Annotated in this window: 15 protein-coding genes; 10 read left to right on the plus strand and 5 right to left on the minus strand. The window is 68.7% G+C overall.

What is annotated here, in order from left to right:
- The first annotated feature begins 64 nt into the window (after positions 1 to 64).
- Entirely contained in the window at positions 65 to 985 is a 921-nt protein-coding gene (locus AC07NN_RS19440) for a haloalkane dehalogenase (protein WP_494644812.1), read from the plus strand.
- Positions 982 to 1,398 carry a DUF1330 domain-containing protein gene (locus AC07NN_RS19445; protein WP_494644814.1) on the plus strand — a complete coding sequence of 139 codons (417 nt, stop codon included), beginning with the start codon at positions 982 to 984 and terminating at the stop codon, positions 1,396 to 1,398. The genes AC07NN_RS19440 and AC07NN_RS19445 overlap by 4 nt, the downstream gene beginning before the upstream one ends.
- On the opposite strand, the gene AC07NN_RS19450 is transcribed toward AC07NN_RS19445, so the two are convergent.
- Both AC07NN_RS19450 and AC07NN_RS19455 read right to left on the minus strand, forming a co-directional pair.
- A complete protein-coding gene (locus AC07NN_RS19450; RefSeq protein WP_494644816.1) occupies positions 1,395 to 2,417 on the minus strand; it encodes a formylglycine-generating enzyme family protein in 1,023 nt (340 codons plus the stop codon). The genes AC07NN_RS19445 and AC07NN_RS19450 overlap by 4 nt on opposite strands.
- Positions 2,405 to 4,057, minus strand: a complete 1,653-nt coding sequence (locus tag AC07NN_RS19455) for a sulfatase-like hydrolase/transferase (protein ID WP_494644818.1) — start codon at positions 4,055 to 4,057, stop codon at positions 2,405 to 2,407. The genes AC07NN_RS19450 and AC07NN_RS19455 overlap by 13 nt, the downstream gene beginning before the upstream one ends.
- Positions 4,058 to 4,169: 112 nt before the next feature.
- Here AC07NN_RS19455 and AC07NN_RS19460 point away from each other — a divergent pair, with 112 nt between their 5' ends.
- A complete protein-coding gene (locus tag AC07NN_RS19460) occupies positions 4,170 to 5,477 on the plus strand; it encodes a DsbA family protein (RefSeq protein WP_494645034.1) in 1,308 nt (435 codons plus the stop codon).
- Here the strand turns inward: AC07NN_RS19460 and AC07NN_RS19465 are convergent.
- Genes AC07NN_RS19465 through AC07NN_RS19475 form a run of 3 tightly spaced genes read right to left on the minus strand, consistent with a single transcriptional unit; the run spans position 5,474 to position 8,501 of the window.
- On the minus strand, positions 5,474 to 6,805 hold the full coding sequence (locus AC07NN_RS19465) for a zinc-binding metallopeptidase family protein (protein ID WP_494644820.1): 1,332 nt from the start codon (positions 6,803 to 6,805) through the stop codon (positions 5,474 to 5,476). The two genes, AC07NN_RS19460 and AC07NN_RS19465, sit on opposite strands and share 4 nt — an antisense overlap.
- Positions 6,805 to 7,434, minus strand: a complete 630-nt coding sequence (locus tag AC07NN_RS19470; RefSeq protein ID WP_494645035.1) for a cysteine hydrolase family protein — start codon at positions 7,432 to 7,434, stop codon at positions 6,805 to 6,807. Before AC07NN_RS19470 ends, AC07NN_RS19465 begins: the two co-directional genes overlap by 1 nt.
- Before the next feature lie 2 nt (positions 7,435 to 7,436).
- Entirely contained in the window at positions 7,437 to 8,501 is a 1,065-nt protein-coding gene (locus tag AC07NN_RS19475) for an LLM class flavin-dependent oxidoreductase (RefSeq protein ID WP_494644823.1), read from the minus strand.
- Between the two features lie 268 nt (positions 8,502 to 8,769).
- Between AC07NN_RS19475 and lptC the strand changes: the two genes are divergently transcribed.
- The 7 genes from lptC (at position 8,770) to spt (ending at position 16,069) form a co-directional block, all read left to right on the plus strand.
- Positions 8,770 to 9,402: an LPS export ABC transporter periplasmic protein LptC gene (gene lptC / locus AC07NN_RS19480; RefSeq protein WP_494644825.1), complete on the plus strand. Its 633-nt coding sequence runs from the start codon at positions 8,770 to 8,772 to the stop codon at positions 9,400 to 9,402.
- 1 nt (position 9,403) lies between these two features.
- The gene (locus AC07NN_RS19485; RefSeq protein ID WP_494644827.1) at positions 9,404 to 10,528 is read left to right on the plus strand and encodes a glycerophosphotransferase; all 1,125 of its coding nucleotides are present in this window, start codon (positions 9,404 to 9,406) and stop codon (positions 10,526 to 10,528) included.
- Entirely contained in the window at positions 10,525 to 11,898 is a 1,374-nt protein-coding gene (locus tag AC07NN_RS19490) for a lipopolysaccharide biosynthesis protein (protein ID WP_494644829.1), read from the plus strand. Before AC07NN_RS19485 ends, AC07NN_RS19490 begins: the two co-directional genes overlap by 4 nt.
- A complete protein-coding gene (locus tag AC07NN_RS19495) occupies positions 11,861 to 13,579 on the plus strand; it encodes a fatty acyl-AMP ligase (protein ID WP_494644831.1) in 1,719 nt (572 codons plus the stop codon). The genes AC07NN_RS19490 and AC07NN_RS19495 overlap by 38 nt, the downstream gene beginning before the upstream one ends.
- Before the next feature lies 1 nt (position 13,580).
- Positions 13,581 to 14,522, plus strand: coding sequence for a ceramide reductase (gene cerR, locus AC07NN_RS19500; protein ID WP_494644833.1), 942 nt, complete (start codon positions 13,581 to 13,583; stop codon positions 14,520 to 14,522).
- A 77-nt stretch (positions 14,523 to 14,599) separates the two neighbouring features.
- Positions 14,600 to 14,851 (plus strand): acyl carrier protein, encoded by a 252-nt coding sequence (locus AC07NN_RS19505; protein ID WP_494644835.1) that lies wholly within the window; start codon positions 14,600 to 14,602, stop codon positions 14,849 to 14,851.
- A 3-nt stretch (positions 14,852 to 14,854) separates the two neighbouring features.
- Entirely contained in the window at positions 14,855 to 16,069 is a 1,215-nt protein-coding gene (gene spt, locus AC07NN_RS19510; protein WP_494644838.1) for a serine palmitoyltransferase, read from the plus strand.
- Positions 16,070 to 16,108: the final 39 nt, after the last annotated feature.

Genomic DNA, 16,108 nt, shown 5'->3' on the forward strand with positions numbered 1-16,108 from the left:
GTCGGAAGATATAATGGCACGCATAATGCCAATATCAATCCGTCAAAAACGGAGGGAGGAGCCCATGGACGTCCTGCGCACCCCGGACGAGCGGTTCGAAGGCCTGACCGACTGGCCGTATGCACCGCGCTACACCCCGGTCTTCGACGCCGACGGCGCATCCCTACGCATCCATCACGTCGACGAGGGCCCCAAGGACCAGCGGCCGATCCTGCTGATGCACGGCGAGCCGTCGTGGGCGTATCTGTATCGCGGCGTGATCGCCGAGCTGGCGGCCAAGGGACGTCGGGCCATCGCGCCGGACCTGGTCGGCTTCGGGCGTTCCGACAAGCCGGCCGCCCGCGCCGACTACACCTACGAGAAGCACGTAGCCTGGATGAGCGACTGGCTGGTCCGCAACGAGCTGACCGACATCGTACTGTTCTGCCAGGACTGGGGCGGGCTGATCGGTCTGCGGCTGGTCGCGGCCTTCCCGGAGCGATTTTCCGCCGTCGTCGTCTCCAACACCGGCCTGCCGGTCGGCTCGGGCAAGACGGCCGGCTTCGAGGCCTGGCTGAACTTCAGCCAGAGCGTCCCCGAGCTGCCGGTGGGCTTCATCCTGAACGGCGGGACGGCGCGCGAGCTGTCCGACGCCGAGCGCGCGGCCTACGACGCCCCCTTCCCCGACGAGCGCTACAAGGAAGGCGCGCGGATCTTCCCGGCCCTGGTGCCGATCACGCCCGAGCATGCGTCCGTCGCCGAGAACAAGGCGGCCTGGCAGGTGCTGGAACAGTTCGACAAGCCCTTCATCACCGCTTTCAGCGATGCGGACCCGATCACCAAGGGCGGCGAGACCGTGTTCCAGTCCCGCGTGCCGGGCGCGCGGAACGTCGCCCACACCACGCTGAAGGGCGGCCACTTCGTCCAGGAAGACAGCCCCGCCGAGATCGCCGCCCTGCTGGACGGCGTCGTCGCCAGCCTCAAGGAACCGGAGCCAGCGGAATGAACGTCGTCAATCACGTCTTCCCCTCGCCCGAGCAGTTCCAGGCCTTCTTCGGCGGCGCCGAGGACGGGCCGTTCGTGATGGTCAACCTGCTGAAGTTCAAGGCGAAGGCCGAGTATGAGGACGGATCGGAGCCCGAGCTGTCGGGTCGCGAGGCCTATAACCGCTACGGCGTGGAAGTCGCCAAGCTGGTCACGGCCCTGGGCGGCAAGATCCGCTACAGCGGGCCGGTCACGGACCTGATGATCGGCGAGGTCGAAGAGATGTGGGACGCCGTGGCCCTGGCCGAGTACCCGTCCCTGGCCGCCTTCCAGAAGATGGCCCTGTCCGCCGAAATGCACGCCATCGAGCACCACCGCAAAGCCGGCCTGGCGGGCCAGCTGAACATCCGCACCAAGCCCGCGCCCGGCTTCTAGCCCTTCGGCGCGCGCAGCACGGTGCGGAAGCCGATGTGCGAGGCCCCGCTGTCTGCCGGTCCAGGCGTACGCGCCGCCGGCCGGTAGCGGAAGCAGTAGTCGTCGGTGCACAGGAACGAGCCGCCCTTGATCACGTGCTTGGGCGTGTTCGGCTCGTCGGGATCCAGGGCGCGGATTTCAGGCGGGCCGCCGGTCTCGATGACGCTGACAGGATCGAGGCCCGGCTTGAACCAGTCGCTCGTCCATTCCCAGACATTGCCGGCCATGTCGACTAGGCCATAGCCGTTGGGCGGGTAGCAGCCGACCGGCGCGGCCTTGGCCTTGAAGCCGTCGCCGCCCAGGTCCTGGGCCGGGAATGCGCCCTGCCAGGTGTTGGCGCGGGGATGGGCGGCGTCCTGCGGCTGGTCGCCCCAGACATAGCGCTTGCCGACCAGACCCCCGCGCGCGGCGTACTCCCACTCGGCCTCGGTCGGCAGGTCGCGGCCCAGCCATTTGGCGTAGGCCATGGCGTCCTCCCAGGCGATGTGGACGACCGGCCAGGCCTCCTTGCCCCTGATGTTCGAGCGTGGCCCGTCCGGGTGACGCCAGTCGGCGCCGGGCATGACCCGCCACCATTGCGAAGGGTCGTCCGACCTCGCCGCCTTCGCCCCCACGAAGACAAGCGAGGCCGGGTTCCGCTGCGCCGCCGTCAGCTGGGCGTAGCGCGCGGGATCGAGCGGCCGCTCGGCCACGGTGCGGTACCCCGTGGCCTCGACGAACCGCGCGAAGGCGGCATTGGTGACTTCGGTCCGGTCGATCCAGAACGGCGGGACTTTGACCACCTGGGCGGGGCCCTCCTCCGGGCGCATCCCCGTCGCGCCCATCAAGAAATCGCCGCCCGACATCTTGATCATGCCCGCCGTGCGATGGGCGGGATCGGGGATTGGCAGGCCGGCCAGGCAAGCCTTGGGCGCGCGCTCACCGCAGCCGGCCAGCGTCAGGGCCGCCAGGAAGGCGAGACCTGCCCTCAGTTGTCCCAATAGATGTACTCGTCGCTCGGCTTGGGCTTCTGGCCGCCCGGATGGTCGATATAGAAGGCGCCGGCGACCAGCGAAGGCCAGGCGGGCTTCTGCATCTGGCCGTCCAACTGGGCCAGGGTCGCCTGCAACTCCCGGACCTTGTCAGGCCGCGCCTTGGAGAGATCGTGGCGCTCGGTCGGGTCGGTCGACAGGTCGAACAGCCAGATCTTGTTGGGCTCCTGGGCGACCTGCAGCTTCCATCCGCCGGCCAGCACGGTCTTGTAGCGGCCCGAGCGCCAGTACATCGCCTTGTGCGGATCGCCGCTGGCGCCGCCCTTCACGAAAGGCACGAGGTTCACGCCGTCGATCACCCGGTCCTTCGGCGGAGTCGCGCCCGCCGCGCCGGCGGCGGTGGCGAAGATGTCCACGTGGCCGACCGGGCTGCGATAGACCGCGCCCGCCGGCAGTTGGCCGGGCCAACGCAGCAGGAACGGCACATGGATGCCGCCCTCGAAGAAGGTCGCCTTCCAGCCGCGATACGGACGGTTGATGTCGGGCAGGCCGATATAGTTCGCGCCGCCGTTGTCGGAGGTGAAGATCACCAGGGTGTTGTCGTCCAGGCCCTTGTCCTTCAGCGCCTGCAGCACCCGGCCGATGTTGCGGTCGAGGTTACGGACCATGGCCGCATAGACCCGCAGGCGGTGATCCTTGATGTGCGACAGCGCCGCATAGTCGGCCTTGGGCGCCTGCAGCGGCGTGTGGACCGCGTTGTAGGCCAGGTACATGAAGAACGGCTGGTTCTTGTTGGCGTCGATCGACTTGATCGCCTCGTCGGTCAGGTAGTCGGTCATGTAGGTCGACGGATGGAACATCTTGCCGCCGTTGAACTGCACGGCGAACGGCGCGGCGCCCCACAGGAACTTGTCGATCGGATCGAAGTCCTGGCGCGACTCCTCGACCGACGGATCGCCGGGCGGGGCGAACATCGAGGCGCCGGCCATGAAGCCCAAGCTCTCGTCGAAGCCCTGGTCCTCGGGCCGCGAGCCCTTAATGCCGCCCAGGTGCCACTTGCCCAGATGGACGGTGTGGTAGCCGCGGGTCTTCAACGCCTCGGCGATGGTGATCTCGGTCGAGGGCACGGCTTCGGAATTGTCGTCCTCGGGCGCGTTCTTGACCTCGGCCTTGTTGAAGCGCGTCGGATGCAGCGGGTCGCCGCCGTGGCCGCCGACCACGCGCGAGAAAGCCACGGGTGTCGGGGTGAACTCAAAGCCGAAGCGGGTGGCGTAGCGGCCGGTCATGATCGCCGCGCGCGACGGGGCGCAGGTGGCGTTGCCGCTGTAGCCGTTGGCGAAGGTCACGCCCTGGTGGGCGATCGAGTCGATACTGGGGGTCGGAACCGTCCCGCCGGCCACGCCGCCGCCGTTCAGGGTGATGTCGTTGTAGCCAAGGTCGTCGGCCAGGATGAACACCACGTTCGGCGGGCGCTCTCCAGCAGGCGGAGCCTCGGGGCCCTTGGCCCAGGTCACCGGCTGGTTGGCTTCGATCTTCGGCAGCCGCGACTTGGCGACCATAATGATGAGGTCGAAACGGAAATGCCAGGCCGCCACCCCGGCCACGGCCAGGACGACAACAATCGCCACGAGCGCCTTCCAGGCCTTCACGCGCGCCTCCCTTATATCGTTGGCGAGAGCATATATTGACATTCATCGTGCCGCTAGATGTCATCCACCCGACATCCCGGAGGTTCAGCCCGTGTCCCTGCGCACCCAACTCATGCGAGGCGTGACCACCGCCCTGACCAGCCCCGCCCGCCGCCGGATGGCGCGGGACGTCGCCGCGCTCCGCGCCCGCCTGGGCGGCGAGAAGCCGACCATCCGCTACTTCCACCAGGCCGACGACCCCTATTCGCATCTGGCGGTGCAGATGTTGCCCCGGCTGCGGGCGCGCTATGCGGTCGAGATCGAGCCGTGGCTGGTCCCGCCGCCCGAGGATTCCGCCGCCCCGGACCGCGAGCGCCTTCGCGCCTACGGCCTGCGCGACGCGATGCGGCTGGCGCGGGCCCGGGGCCTGGGCTTCCCGGCCAAGGCCGCCCTGCCCGATCCCGAGACTACGCGGCGACTGCAGACCGTGCTGGCCGACGCCCTTGAACGGGGTCGGTTCGAGGAGGTCGCCTCCGCCGCCGGCTCGGCCCTATGGTCGGGCGACACCCGCACCCTGGCCGGCATGGCCGCCTGGGCCAGCGGTCAGGACCCGCGCCTGGTCGACGACATCCTGATCACCGGCGAGGCCCGCCGCGCCCGCCTGGGCCACTATCTCGGCGGCATGTTCCATTTCGAAGGCGAGTGGTTCTGGGGCGTCGACCGCCTGGGCTGCCTGGAGCGCCGCCTGGCCGACCGTGGCCTGGACCGGGAAGCCGGCTCTCCGCCGCTGTCGCCCGCGCTGGAGCCGCCCCTGAGCGCGCCCCTCACAGCCGCCGGCCCGACCATCGAGGCCTGGTTCTCGTTCCGCAGTCCATATTCGTGGCTGTTCCTGCCGCGTATCCGGCAACTGGCCAAGGCCTACGACGCGAGGCTGGAGCTGCGGCCGATCCTGCCGATGGTCATGCGCGGCCTGGCCGTGCCGCGCGTGAAGACCCTCTACATCGCCCTCGACTGCAAGCGTGAAGCCGAGCGCCTCTCCCTGCCCTTCGGCAAGATCGTCGATCCCGTCGGGGCCGGCGCCGAGCGTGCGCTGGCCGTGCTGCATCACGCCATCGACCTGGGCCTCGGCGAGGACTTCGCGGAATCGGGCCTGAAGGCCGCCTTCGCCGACGGCATCGCCCTGGCCGAGGACAAGGGCTTGAAGATCGCCGCCCGGCGCGCGGGCCTGACCAACGCCCAGGTCGACGCCGCCCTGGCCGACGACAGCTGGCGCCAGCGCGTCGAGACCAACCGCGCCGCCCTGCTGGACGCCGGCCTCTGGGGCGCGCCCACCTTCCGGGTCACCGGCCACGAGGCGCACTGGGGCCAGGACCGTCTCTGGATGCTGGAGGACGACATCCGCGCGGCCACGGAGCCTGCGCGGGCGCCTTCACGAGCCTAGCCGAACGGATTGCCCGGATAGACGGACGAGCCCCGCGTGGCCTCGCCGGCTTCCGCGCGGCCGCAGATCGCCAGAGCGGTCAAAGCATAGATCAGAGCGCTGTCCGCGAGGTCCTTCGGCGTTGGCCGCCAGCGCTTCGAGCCCGTGGTGATGGCCGGAACGCGGTGCATGTTGAAGACATTTTGGTCGCGCCACATGCTCGAATAGACCGGATTGGCGCGGGCGACCGGCTGGCCGAGCCCTAGCTGGGTGGCGACGTCGACCGCACGGACCAATGGGGCGACCTCATCCGCTTGCGCCTCGAAGCCGTGGCGCACCACGACAGGCTCGATCTCGACCCGCCCGACACCCGCGGCGCGGACCATGGCTTCCAGGGCGTGCTGGACGTCAGCGGCCTTCTGGCGCGGATTGAGGCCGACCTCGAGATAGAGGCTGACCACCTCGGTCCCGTCGCCAAACTGGAACGGTACGCCGCCCCGGATGGCGCACAGCTGGACCTTGGGTTCGGCGATCCCGCCGGCGCTCTCGTAACGGCTGGCGGCCTCCCACTCGCGGGTCCAGGCATGGATGGCGTCGGTCAGCTTGCCGACGCGATAGATCGGGTTCGGGTGATCGCCAGCGACCTCCGGATGGCGCAGCAGCGGGGTGAAGGTCCCCTCGCCCCAGAGCCTTAAGCGGAACACCGCATAGCCGCAGCCGACGCTGGTCCAGCCGAAGTCGCAGCCCTCGGCGGCGATGGCGTAGTCGGGCGCGACGCCGCCGTGGTGGAACAGGTAGTGGGCGCCAATGTCCTTGCCGAGGTACGCGATCCCTCGGTGCTCCTCGATCGGCTCGGGTCCGATCTCGCCGGGACAGGCGGTCAGGTACATCTTGCCGGCCAGGCCGTAGCCGGCGGTCTTCAGCGCCTTGGCCGCGATCAGGAAGCAGCTCATCGGCCCGCGATCGTTGGCGATCGGATAGCCGCGCAGCACGCCATCCTCCAGCCAGCAGCGCTCCCACTCCGGGTCGGCCAGGGTCGCGGGGCTGTACTTGTGGACGTCGAGATCGGGATCGCGGGTCGGGCTCTCGGTGTCCAGATGGGCGGTGAACAGCAGGTTCTTGCCAGCGCCGAGCCCTCCATAGGTCCCGATGACGTTGAACCGATCCTCGGTCGCGCCGACCTTGCGCGGCGAGAAGCCCTCGCGCGCCATCCAGTCGTGGACGAAATCGCCGGCCGCCTTCTCCTCGCCCGAACGGCTGGGAATGTTGCCGAGGGTCAGGGCCAGTTCGGTCAGTTCGTCGATGTCGATGGCGGCGGCGATCGCGTCGCGATCAGCTTGCGTGACCATCAGGCGCTCCAGGCGGCGGCGACGCTGTCCGTGTCGGTCAGGATCGCGGTGTTGAGGTCCAGCATCTTCAGCGCCGCGGCATGCAGGTCCGGCTCGTAGGCCCCGCAGGCGTCGGCGGCGACGAACACCTGGTAGTCGTGATTGAAGGCGTCCTTGGCGGTGTCGGCGACGCAGCATTCTGTCGTCAGGCCCGCGATCACCAGAGTGTCGACTCCCATCGCCTTCAGTCGCGCATCGATGTCAGTATCCCAGAAGGGGCTGTATTTGGTTTTGCGCAGGACAAGTTCACCCGCCTGGGGCTGGGGACCGACGAAGTCGCTGCCCGGCGCGTCGGCGCGGCAGAGCGCCGGGCCGTCCTTGGGGTCGTGACCACGACGACGCATGCGCTCGTCCCAGGCTTCGGAGTCGGTTTCCGGCGTCGTGAACAGGCCCACGAAGGCGACGGGAACCTTGGCCGTCCGCGCGGCGTCGGCCAGGCGCTCGGCCGCCGCCAGGGCCGCCGGAACGGTCGAGAGATCCAGCCCCCACTGGGCGGCCAGGCCTTCGGGCGCGCCGAAATCGACCTGCATGTCCACGACCAGCAGCGCCGTGCGGGCCGGCGCGATCCAGTCCTTCAAGTCCGTGGGCAGGCTCACGAGAACACCGACCGCAGGCCCGGAAGGATTTCGGACCCGAACATCGAGAGCCCTTCGACATAGTCCGGGAAGATCAGCATCAGCCCATCCAGCTCACACTCGGTCATGAAGCCTTCGACCTGCTCGCGGCAGGTGGCGGGCGAGCCGACCATGGTCTGGGTCATGAACGCGCCCTGCTTCTCCGCGATGGCGGGCAGCCGGTCCGCGGGGACGCCCCAACTGGCCAGCATGGCCAGGATAGCGCCCATGTCCGCGCCTTCGGCATAGCGCCTGACCAGGGCCTCGGCCCCGGCGTCGCTCTCGGCGTGTATGATGGTGCACATGGCGTAGGTGCGCACCGTCTTGCCCAGCTCGGCGGCCAAGGCCTTGGCGCGGCGAGAGGCCTCGCGATGCTCCTCCCGCGATCGGCCGCCGATGAAGCAGGCGTCGGCCTCGCGCACCGAGAACTGGAAGCCCCGGTCCGACATGCCCGCGCAGATCAGCTCCGGGCGAGGCTTGGACAGCGGCTTGGGCTTGGATTGGCAGTCCTTCATCGTGAAGTACTTGCCGGCGAAGTCGACGCTGTCCTCGGTCCAGAGGCGCTTGACGATGGTCGTCCACTCCTCGGCCAGGCCGTAGCGATCGTCGTGGGACAGCGAATCGTCCCAGGCGCTCATCTGGTCGAACTCGGCCTTGTAGGCGCCGGCGACGATATTCAGGCCCGCCCGGCCGCCGCTGATATGGTCCAGGGTGGCGATCATCTTGGCGGTCACCGCCGGGTTCTGCAGCAGCGGATGCACGGTGGCCCAGATGCGGACGGTCTTGGTCGCCTCGGCGATGGCGGCCATCAGCGTCACCGACTCGAGCGAGGTCCCCCAGTGATCGGTCTCGCCGCCGAAGCCGCGGAACTTGCCCATCGACATCACGAAATCCATGCCGACCTCGTCGGCGGCCACGGCCGCCGCGCGGTTCTGGGCATAGAGGCCGTCCAGCGTGGGCGTGGTTTTCGAGACGATCCAGCCGCCGTTGGCCACGGGCAGGAAGACGCCGAAATCCTTGTGCTGCGAGGGTCTGAGGAACATGACGCGGATCCTTACACGGCCGCCCCACGAGCCTTCCGATGGAAGGCTCGTGAGCCAAGAAACAAACCCGTCTATTCCCATGGCTTGATTCAAGCCATGGGAATGGGAGGCAGGATCACGCGCTTCGGTCGGCCACACAACCGGGCTAGGCGAGCGCTTGACGAAGCGTCAATCGACGCCATCTGCACGCAACTTACATGCGCCAGGACCGCGCACCGGAAAACAAAGGTCTTGGGCGAACGCCGACGTGGGACTATCCATTCCCCAAATGCTCACCCAGTCCGATGGCGCCAGCGCCGTCCCCCACATTGAAACCGCCGCCGAACGGGCCCGCAATCGCCGGCGCAAGCCCGTGCGCCGTCTGCGCATGGTCCTGGCCGTGTTCGCGGTCGGCGTCGGCCTCGCCGTGGTCGTCCAGGCCTCGCTGCGCAGCTTCGCTTCGAACAAGACTCAGACCCAGGCCGCTTCGACGCCGCTGCTGCTGAACAAGCCGCGCTTCACCGGCGTGCTGAAGGACGGCCGAGCCTTCCTGATCACCGCCGAGCACGCCGAACGCGACCAGAAGGACCAGAACCTGGTCCGCCTGACGTCCCCGACCCTGGTCCGCGGCTATGGCCAGCCCGACGCCAGCCAGGCGACGGCCAAGACCGGCCTCTACCGCGAGACCGAGCACACGCTGCTGCTGGCCGACGACGTGAAGATCACCAGCGGCGAGGGCTACGCCTTCGACGCGCCGCGCGCCCTGATCAACATGCGCACGGGCGAGGTCAGCGGCGACGCGGGCATCGCCGGCGAAGGCCCCAAGGGCAGCACTCAGGCCAACAGCTACAGCGTCACCGACAAGGGCGACCGCGTCCAGCTGAAGGGCCGCGTCCGCACCCGGCTGAATTCCGGACACTGACGTGGCCTCGGGCAAACGCGTCTGCTTCCTCTATATCGCGCAACACCATCAGGTCTGGCACAGCCTGTCGGTGGCCGTCGCCATGGCCAGACGCTGGCCGGCCATCAAGGTCGAGATCGCCGCGACCACCCCTGAACTGATCGACTACGTCGCCGGCCTGCTGGCCGATCTGGGCGGCGCGCCGATCGAACTGGTGCTGCTGCCGCCCGGCTGGCTGCGACGCCTCAGCAAGGGCGCGCCGCCCAAGGCGCCGATGCTGATCGCCAATGCTCCGCGCCTGGCCCGCTACGACGCCGTCGTCACGCCCGAGCGCACCACCGCCCTGCTCCGCCGCATCGGCGTGCGCCGTCCGCTGCTGGTCTACACCCAGCACGGCGCCGGCGACCGGGGCGGCCCGTTCGAGCCCCGCCTGAAGGTCTTCGACTTGGTCATGGCCGCCGGGCGCAAGCAGCGCGACCGGATGCTGCACGAGGGCTGGGTCACCGAAGACAGCTGCGCCATGGTCGGCTATCCCAAGTTCGACCTGGTCGACGACCTGCCGCAACGCGACGTCCCATGCTTCGACCAGCCCGGGCAGGTCGTGCTGTACAATCCGCACTTCCACGGCCAGCTGGGCTCTTGGCCCAAGTGGGGCAAGCAGGTGCTGGACTTCTTCGCGGCCAGCGACCGCTACAACCTGATCTTCGCCCCGCATATCCGGCTGTTCGAGACCGCCTCCGCCGAGGAGCGCGCCGCGTTCAAGGCCTATGCCGAACACCCCCGCATCCACGTCGACCTGGGCGGGCCGGCGGCGGTGGACATGACCTACACCAAGATCGCCGACCTCTATCTGGGCGACGTGTCCAGCCAGATCTACGAGTTCCTGCGCGCGCCCAAGCCGTGCCTGTTCCTCAATTCCAGCGGCGCCTCGTGGTGCGGGGATCCCAGCTTCCACCACTGGCTCTATGGCCCGGTGCTGGAAAACATCGAGCGCCTGCCCGAAGCCCTGGAAGAAGCCTTCGCCAGCCATGGCGACTATCGCGAGACCCAGGTCTGGGGCGTCGAGGAGACGTTCGACCTCGGCGACATCCCGGCTTCGGTGCGCGCAGCCCGCGCCATCGTCGACAAGCTGGAGCGCGCGGCATGACCGACGCCGCGCCTGTTTCCCCGCTCAAGAAGGTCCTGGCCAATGCCGGCCAGTTGCTCAGCGGTCGCGTGCTCAACGCCGTGGTCGGCCTGGCCTATATCGCCCTGACCGCCCGCACCCTGGGCAAGGAGGCGTTCGGCGTCCTGGTGCTGATCAACGCCTTCGCCCAGTTCCTGGGCGAGGTGGCGCACTTCCAATCCTGGCAGACCCTGATCACCTACGGCGCCGGTCCGGCGATGGAGAACGATCGGCCCAAGTTCCAGCAGGTTCTGCGCCTGTCGCTGCTGCTGGACCTGATCAGCGGCGTCATCGGCATCGTCCTGGGCGTCCTCGGCGCGTGGTTCTTCTGGGAAACGCTGCGCTGGCCGGCGGGAACGCACGGCTATGGCGCGCTCTATGCGCTGTCGATCGGGGTGATGACCTCGGCCAGCGGCGTCGGCCTGCTGCGCCTGTTCGACCGCTTCCGCTTCCTGGCCGCCGAGCAGGCGATCAGCTCGTTCGTGCGGATGATCGGCTGCGCGATCTGCGCGCTGACCCATGCGCCGCTGCCCTACTTCCTGCTGGCCTGGGCGCTGGGGACGTTCGCCTCGTTCGCCTACATCGCCTCGATCGCCATCTGGGACCTGAACAAGCGCGGCCTGCTGAAGGGCTTCACCTTGGTCGGGCCGACCAGCCGGGGCATTCCTGGCGTCTGGCGCTTCGCCCTGGCGACCAACTTCTCCGGCACGCTGGATGTCGGCTTCACCCACGTGCTGACCATGGCCGTCGGCGCGCTGCTCGGCCCGGCCCAGGCCGCCTTCTGGCGGATCGGCAAGCAGGTGGCCGACGGCATGGCCAAGCCCGCGCGGCTGATGGTGCCCGCCCTCTATCCCGAACTGGCCAAGATGCGGGCCTCGGGCGGCCAGCAGGCCATGAGCAAGCTGGCCTTGCAGATCGCCCTGATCGGCGGCGCGGCGGCCGGCGTCCTGCTGCTGGTCAGCCTGCTGGCGGGGCGCTGGATTCTCGAGACGGTGATGGGCCATGCCTACGGCGCGGCGGCGGGCGTGATGAACTGGCAGGTGGCCGCGGCGGCCATCGGCGTCATGACCCTGCCCCTGGAACCGATGCTGGTTTCGATGCGCGCGGCGGGTTCGGCCTTGGCGGTGCGCCTCGTGGTCGTTATCGCCTATCTGACAGCGCTTGTACCGCTGATCTCGACGTTCGGCCTGACCGGGGCGGGCGCCGCTCTGGTTGCGGCCGCTTTGGCCATGGCCATTGGCATGTATTTCATGGCGCGCCGCCGGCTCGCCCGACTCGCGGCGGAGGACTGCTCCGCCCGCACGACTAAAGACGATGAAGGCCCTAGTTATGATCACGCCCACGGCGTCTGACCGCACCGTTCGGTTCGCCGACTTTCCGACCTTGACGCAGGCCCTCGACTTCGCCGCGACCGGCGAGACGGGGGTGAACCTCTATTCGCTGCGTGGCGAACTAGTGGAGGCCATCCCCTACGCCAAGCTGCGCGAGGACGCCCTGGTGCTGGCCCGCCGCCTGCTGGCGACGGGCGCCCAGGTCGGCGACAGCGTGGCGCTGTTGGCCGAGACCGACGCCGACTTCGTGCGCGCCTTCTTCGCCTGCCAGTATGCCGGCCTGCTGCCCGCGCCGATGGCCCTGCCGACCCCGCTCGGCGGCCGCGCGGCCTATATCGAGCAGATCAAGAACCTGGCCACCTCGGCCAAGGCCAAGATCCTGATCGGCCCGGTGGGCCTGAAGGACTGGGTGGCCGAGATCGGCGAGGCCGCGGGCTTGGCCTTCGCCGGCGTGCTGGCCGACCTGCCGGAAGACGGCGGCGCCGAGCTTCCCACGATCACCCCGGAAGACCCCTGCTATCTGCAGTTCTCGTCGGGCAGCACCCGCACCCCGACTGGCGTCCTGGTCCGTCACAAGGCGCTGATGGCCAATTGCGTGGCGATCACCCGCGACGGCTTGCAGGTGAAGGCCGAAGACCGCGCCATCTCGTGGCTGCCGCTCTATCACGACATGGGCCTGATCGGCTTCCTGCTGGCCCCGCTGTCCTGCCAGATGACGGTCGACCTGCTGCCCACCGGCGCCTTCGTGCGCCGCCCGCTGCTGTGGATCGACCTGATCGGCCGCAACGGCGCGACGATCGCCTACAGCCCGACCTTCGGCTACGAGCTGTGCGCCCGCCGCGTGCAGGGCCAGCCGCTGGACGCCTACGACCTCTCGCGCTGGCGCAACGCCGGCCTGGGCGGCGACATGATCCGCATGCCGCCGCTGAAGGCCTTCGTGGAAGCCTTCGGGCCGGCCGGTTTCTCGCCCGAGGCCTTCGTGGCCAGCTACGGCATGGCCGAGGCGACCCTGGCCCTCTCCATGGCGCCGCTGGGCAAGGGCCTGCGCGCCGAGACCCTGGATGTCGAGCGCCTGGAGCGTGACAACCTGGCCGTCGATGCGCCGGAAGGCTCGGAACGCGCCCGCGACTTCGCCCGCTGCGGCCCTGCCCTGCCCGACCACTTCCTAGAAGTGCGCGGCGACGACGGCGCCGTCCTGCCCGAGCGCGGCGTGGGCCGCATCTTCGCCAAGGGCCCCTCGGTGATGAGCGGCTACTTCGCCAATCCGGAAGAGAGCGCTCGCGTGCTGTCGGCCGACGGCTGGCTGGACACGGGCGACATCGGCTTCGTCATCGAAGGCGAGATCGTCATCACCGGCCGCGCCAAGGACCTGATCATCCTCAACGGCCGCAACATCTGGCCGCAAGACCTTGAATGGACGGCCGATCACGAGATCGACGGCCTGCGCAGCGGCGACGTCTGCGCCTTCGCCATCCCCGCCGAGCCGGAAGACCAGATCGTGGTCCTGGTCCAGGCGCGCGGCGGCGACGCCGACAGCCGCGCGGCCCTGGTGGAACAGGTTTCGACCCTGCTGCGCACCCGTCACGGCGTCGACGCCAAGGTGAAACTGGTCGGCGCCCACGCCCTGCCACAGACCTCGTCGGGCAAGCTCAGCCGCTCGAAGGCCAAGGCCGCCTATCAGGCCGGGACCTACGGCGAGTAAAATGCCGGGAGTCGTCGCCGTCACTGGAGCCACGGGCTTCCTGGGCCGTCACCTGGTCCGCGCCCTGGCCCTGGACGGCTGGACGCCCCGGGTGCTGGTGCGCCGCGACCCGATCCACCCTCTCTGGCGCGACATCGAGGTCGAGGTCGTCACCGGCGACCTGAAGACGCCCGGCGCGCTCGACCGCCTGTGCAAGGGCGCGGAGGTGGTGATCCACGTGGCCGGCCTGATCAAGGCCGCGTCCCTGGAGGACTTCAACGCCGTGAACCGCGACGGCGCCCGCGCCACCGCCCTGGCCGCCAAGGCCGCCGGCGCCCGGTTCATCCTGGTTTCCAGCCTGACGGCCCGCGAACCACAGCTGTCGAACTACGGCGCCAGCAAGCGCGCCGGCGAGGACGCCGTCCGCGAAATCTCGCCCGACGCCCTGATCGTGCGGCCACCGGCGATCTACGGCCCCGGCGACACCGAGACCCTCGCCTTCTTCGAACTGGCGGCCTGGAGTCCGGTCCTGCCGGTGCTGTCTCCGACCACGCGGATCGCGATGATTCACGTCCAGGACGCCGTGGCGAAGCTCGTCGCCTACTGCCGCAGACCCGTTTTGGGCCTCGTGGAGCTCTCGGATGTGCGGCGTGACGGTTACAGTTGGGCAGAAATCATGAGCGCCGCCGGGGCGGTGATGAACCGTTCTCCGCGCCTGATAAGGTTGCCCGACAAGGCTTTGCTACTCGCCGGAACCCTTGCGGACGCTTGGTCTTTGGCCTCAAAAACCCCTATGGTGTTCGGCTCGGGCAAAGCTCGGGAGTTGCTTCACACTGATTGGACCCTATCTAGCGCTCCGATGTCGGAGGGAGTACCCAGCGTCTTCGGTCTGAAAGACGGGTTCGCGCACACTGTCGATTGGTACCGTGAAGAGGGCTGGCTGCCCAAAAATATCGTCGCCTAGTTCAAATATGGCGGAAATCTGACAGACTCGCCGTTACAGTAGTGTCACGGGTGGGGCTCCCGGAGGTTTGGTTTAGAATGGAAACGGTTACGGATCTCAGCTTGCGCGAGATCGGGGTGGCGACGAGCAAGGTTCTGGGACGGGCCGTCGAGGTGCGTGCAGAGTCGCATATCGGTCGTGACCTCGCCGTGGACTCCCTAGCCCTCATGAACATCATCATGGAGCTCGAAGACACCTTCGACATCTCCATTCCTCTCGACCGTCTGGCCTCTGTCGAGACCGCGGGCGACCTCTCCAAACTGATCAATGATCTCCGGACTAGGGCTTAACTAATGGGGCTGTTTGATAAGCACCTGGCCTATCGCGATGCGTACAAGGCCATCCAGAGCGCGGGCGCCGACCCGTTCAAGGTTCGCTTCGATGCCGTGACCTCGCCGACCGAAGGCGTCGTCGAGGGCCGTCCGACGATCCTGCTGGGCACCAACAACTATCTGGGCCTGACCTTCGACCAGGAGGCGATCGACGCCTCGGTGAAGGCCGTCCAGGAGCGCGGCACCGGCACGACCGGCTCGCGCATCGCCAACGGCAGCTTCGAGGCTCACGTCGAGCTCGAGACCGAACTGGCCAAGTTCTATGGCCGCAAGCACGCCATGGTCTTCACGACCGGCTACCAGGCCAATCTGGGCGTGCTGTCGACCCTGGTCGGCCGCGGCGACCACCTGATCCTCGACGCCGACAGCCACGCCTCGATCTATGACGGCTCACGTCTCGGCCACGCCGAGGTCATCCGCTTCCGCCACAACGACCCTGAGGATCTGGCCAAGCGCCTGCGTCGTCTGGGCGATGCGCCGGGCGAGCGCCTGATCGTCGTCGAAGGCGTCTACTCGATGATCGGCGACGTCGCGCCGCTGAAGGAAATCGCGGCCGTGAAGCGCGAGCTGGGCGGCTACCTGCTGGTCGACGAAGCCCACTCGATGGGCGTGCTCGGCGCGACGGGCCGCGGCCTGGCCGAAGCGGCCGGCGTGGAAGACGACGTCGACTTCATCGTCGGCACCTTCTCCAAGAGCCTGGGCGCCATCGGCGGCTTCTGCGTCTCGAACCTGGACGACTTCGACGTCATGCGCGTCGTTTGCCGCCCGTACATGTTCACCGCCTCGCTGCCGCCGGCCGTGGTCGCCTCGACCGTGACCGCCCTGCGCCGCATGGTCGAGCAGCCCGAGCTGCGCGACCGCCTGAACCGCAACGCCAAGCGCCTGTACGACGGCCTGACGGCTATGGGCTTCCACACCGGCCCGACGGCCAGCCCGGTGGTCGCCACGACCATCCCGGACCAGGAACGCGCCATCGCCATGTGGAACGGTCTGCTGCAGGCCGGCGTCTACCTGAACCTGGCCCTACCGCCCGCCACGCCGGACAGCCGTCCGCTGCTGCGCGCCAGCGTCAGCGCCGCCCACACCGACGAGCAGATCGACGCCGTCCTCAGCGCCTTCGCCGAAATCGGCGCGGCCCTGGGCGTCATCGAGCCCCTGAAGCGCGCCCGCGCCTAAGGCTTACGCCTCGCTGAAACGAAGACGCCCGGGCTCGCG

It is taken from the genome of Caulobacter sp. GW821-FHT09H08, assembly GCF_059415885.1.

Bases quoted from the DNA above. Each gene is read 5' to 3' on its own strand.
- AC07NN_RS19465 (WP_494644820.1), bottom strand. From the start codon at position 6,805: ATGGTCACGCAAGCTGATCGCGACGCGATCGCCGCCGCCATCGACATC.
- spt (WP_494644838.1), top strand. From the start codon at position 14,855: ATGGGGCTGTTTGATAAGCACCTGGCCTATCGCGATGCGTACAAGGCC.
- cerR (WP_494644833.1), top strand. From the start codon at position 13,581: ATGCCGGGAGTCGTCGCCGTCACTGGAGCCACGGGCTTCCTGGGCCGT.
- AC07NN_RS19490 (WP_494644829.1), top strand. From the start codon at position 10,525: ATGACCGACGCCGCGCCTGTTTCCCCGCTCAAGAAGGTCCTGGCCAAT.
- AC07NN_RS19495 (WP_494644831.1), top strand. From the start codon at position 11,861: ATGAAGGCCCTAGTTATGATCACGCCCACGGCGTCTGACCGCACCGTT.
- lptC (WP_494644825.1), top strand. From the start codon at position 8,770: ATGCTCACCCAGTCCGATGGCGCCAGCGCCGTCCCCCACATTGAAACC.
- AC07NN_RS19440 (WP_494644812.1), top strand. From the start codon at position 65: ATGGACGTCCTGCGCACCCCGGACGAGCGGTTCGAAGGCCTGACCGAC.
- AC07NN_RS19475 (WP_494644823.1), bottom strand. From the start codon at position 8,501: ATGTTCCTCAGACCCTCGCAGCACAAGGATTTCGGCGTCTTCCTGCCC.
- AC07NN_RS19445 (WP_494644814.1), top strand. From the start codon at position 982: ATGAACGTCGTCAATCACGTCTTCCCCTCGCCCGAGCAGTTCCAGGCC.
- AC07NN_RS19460 (WP_494645034.1), top strand. From the start codon at position 4,170: ATGCGAGGCGTGACCACCGCCCTGACCAGCCCCGCCCGCCGCCGGATG.
- AC07NN_RS19505 (WP_494644835.1), top strand. From the start codon at position 14,600: ATGGAAACGGTTACGGATCTCAGCTTGCGCGAGATCGGGGTGGCGACG.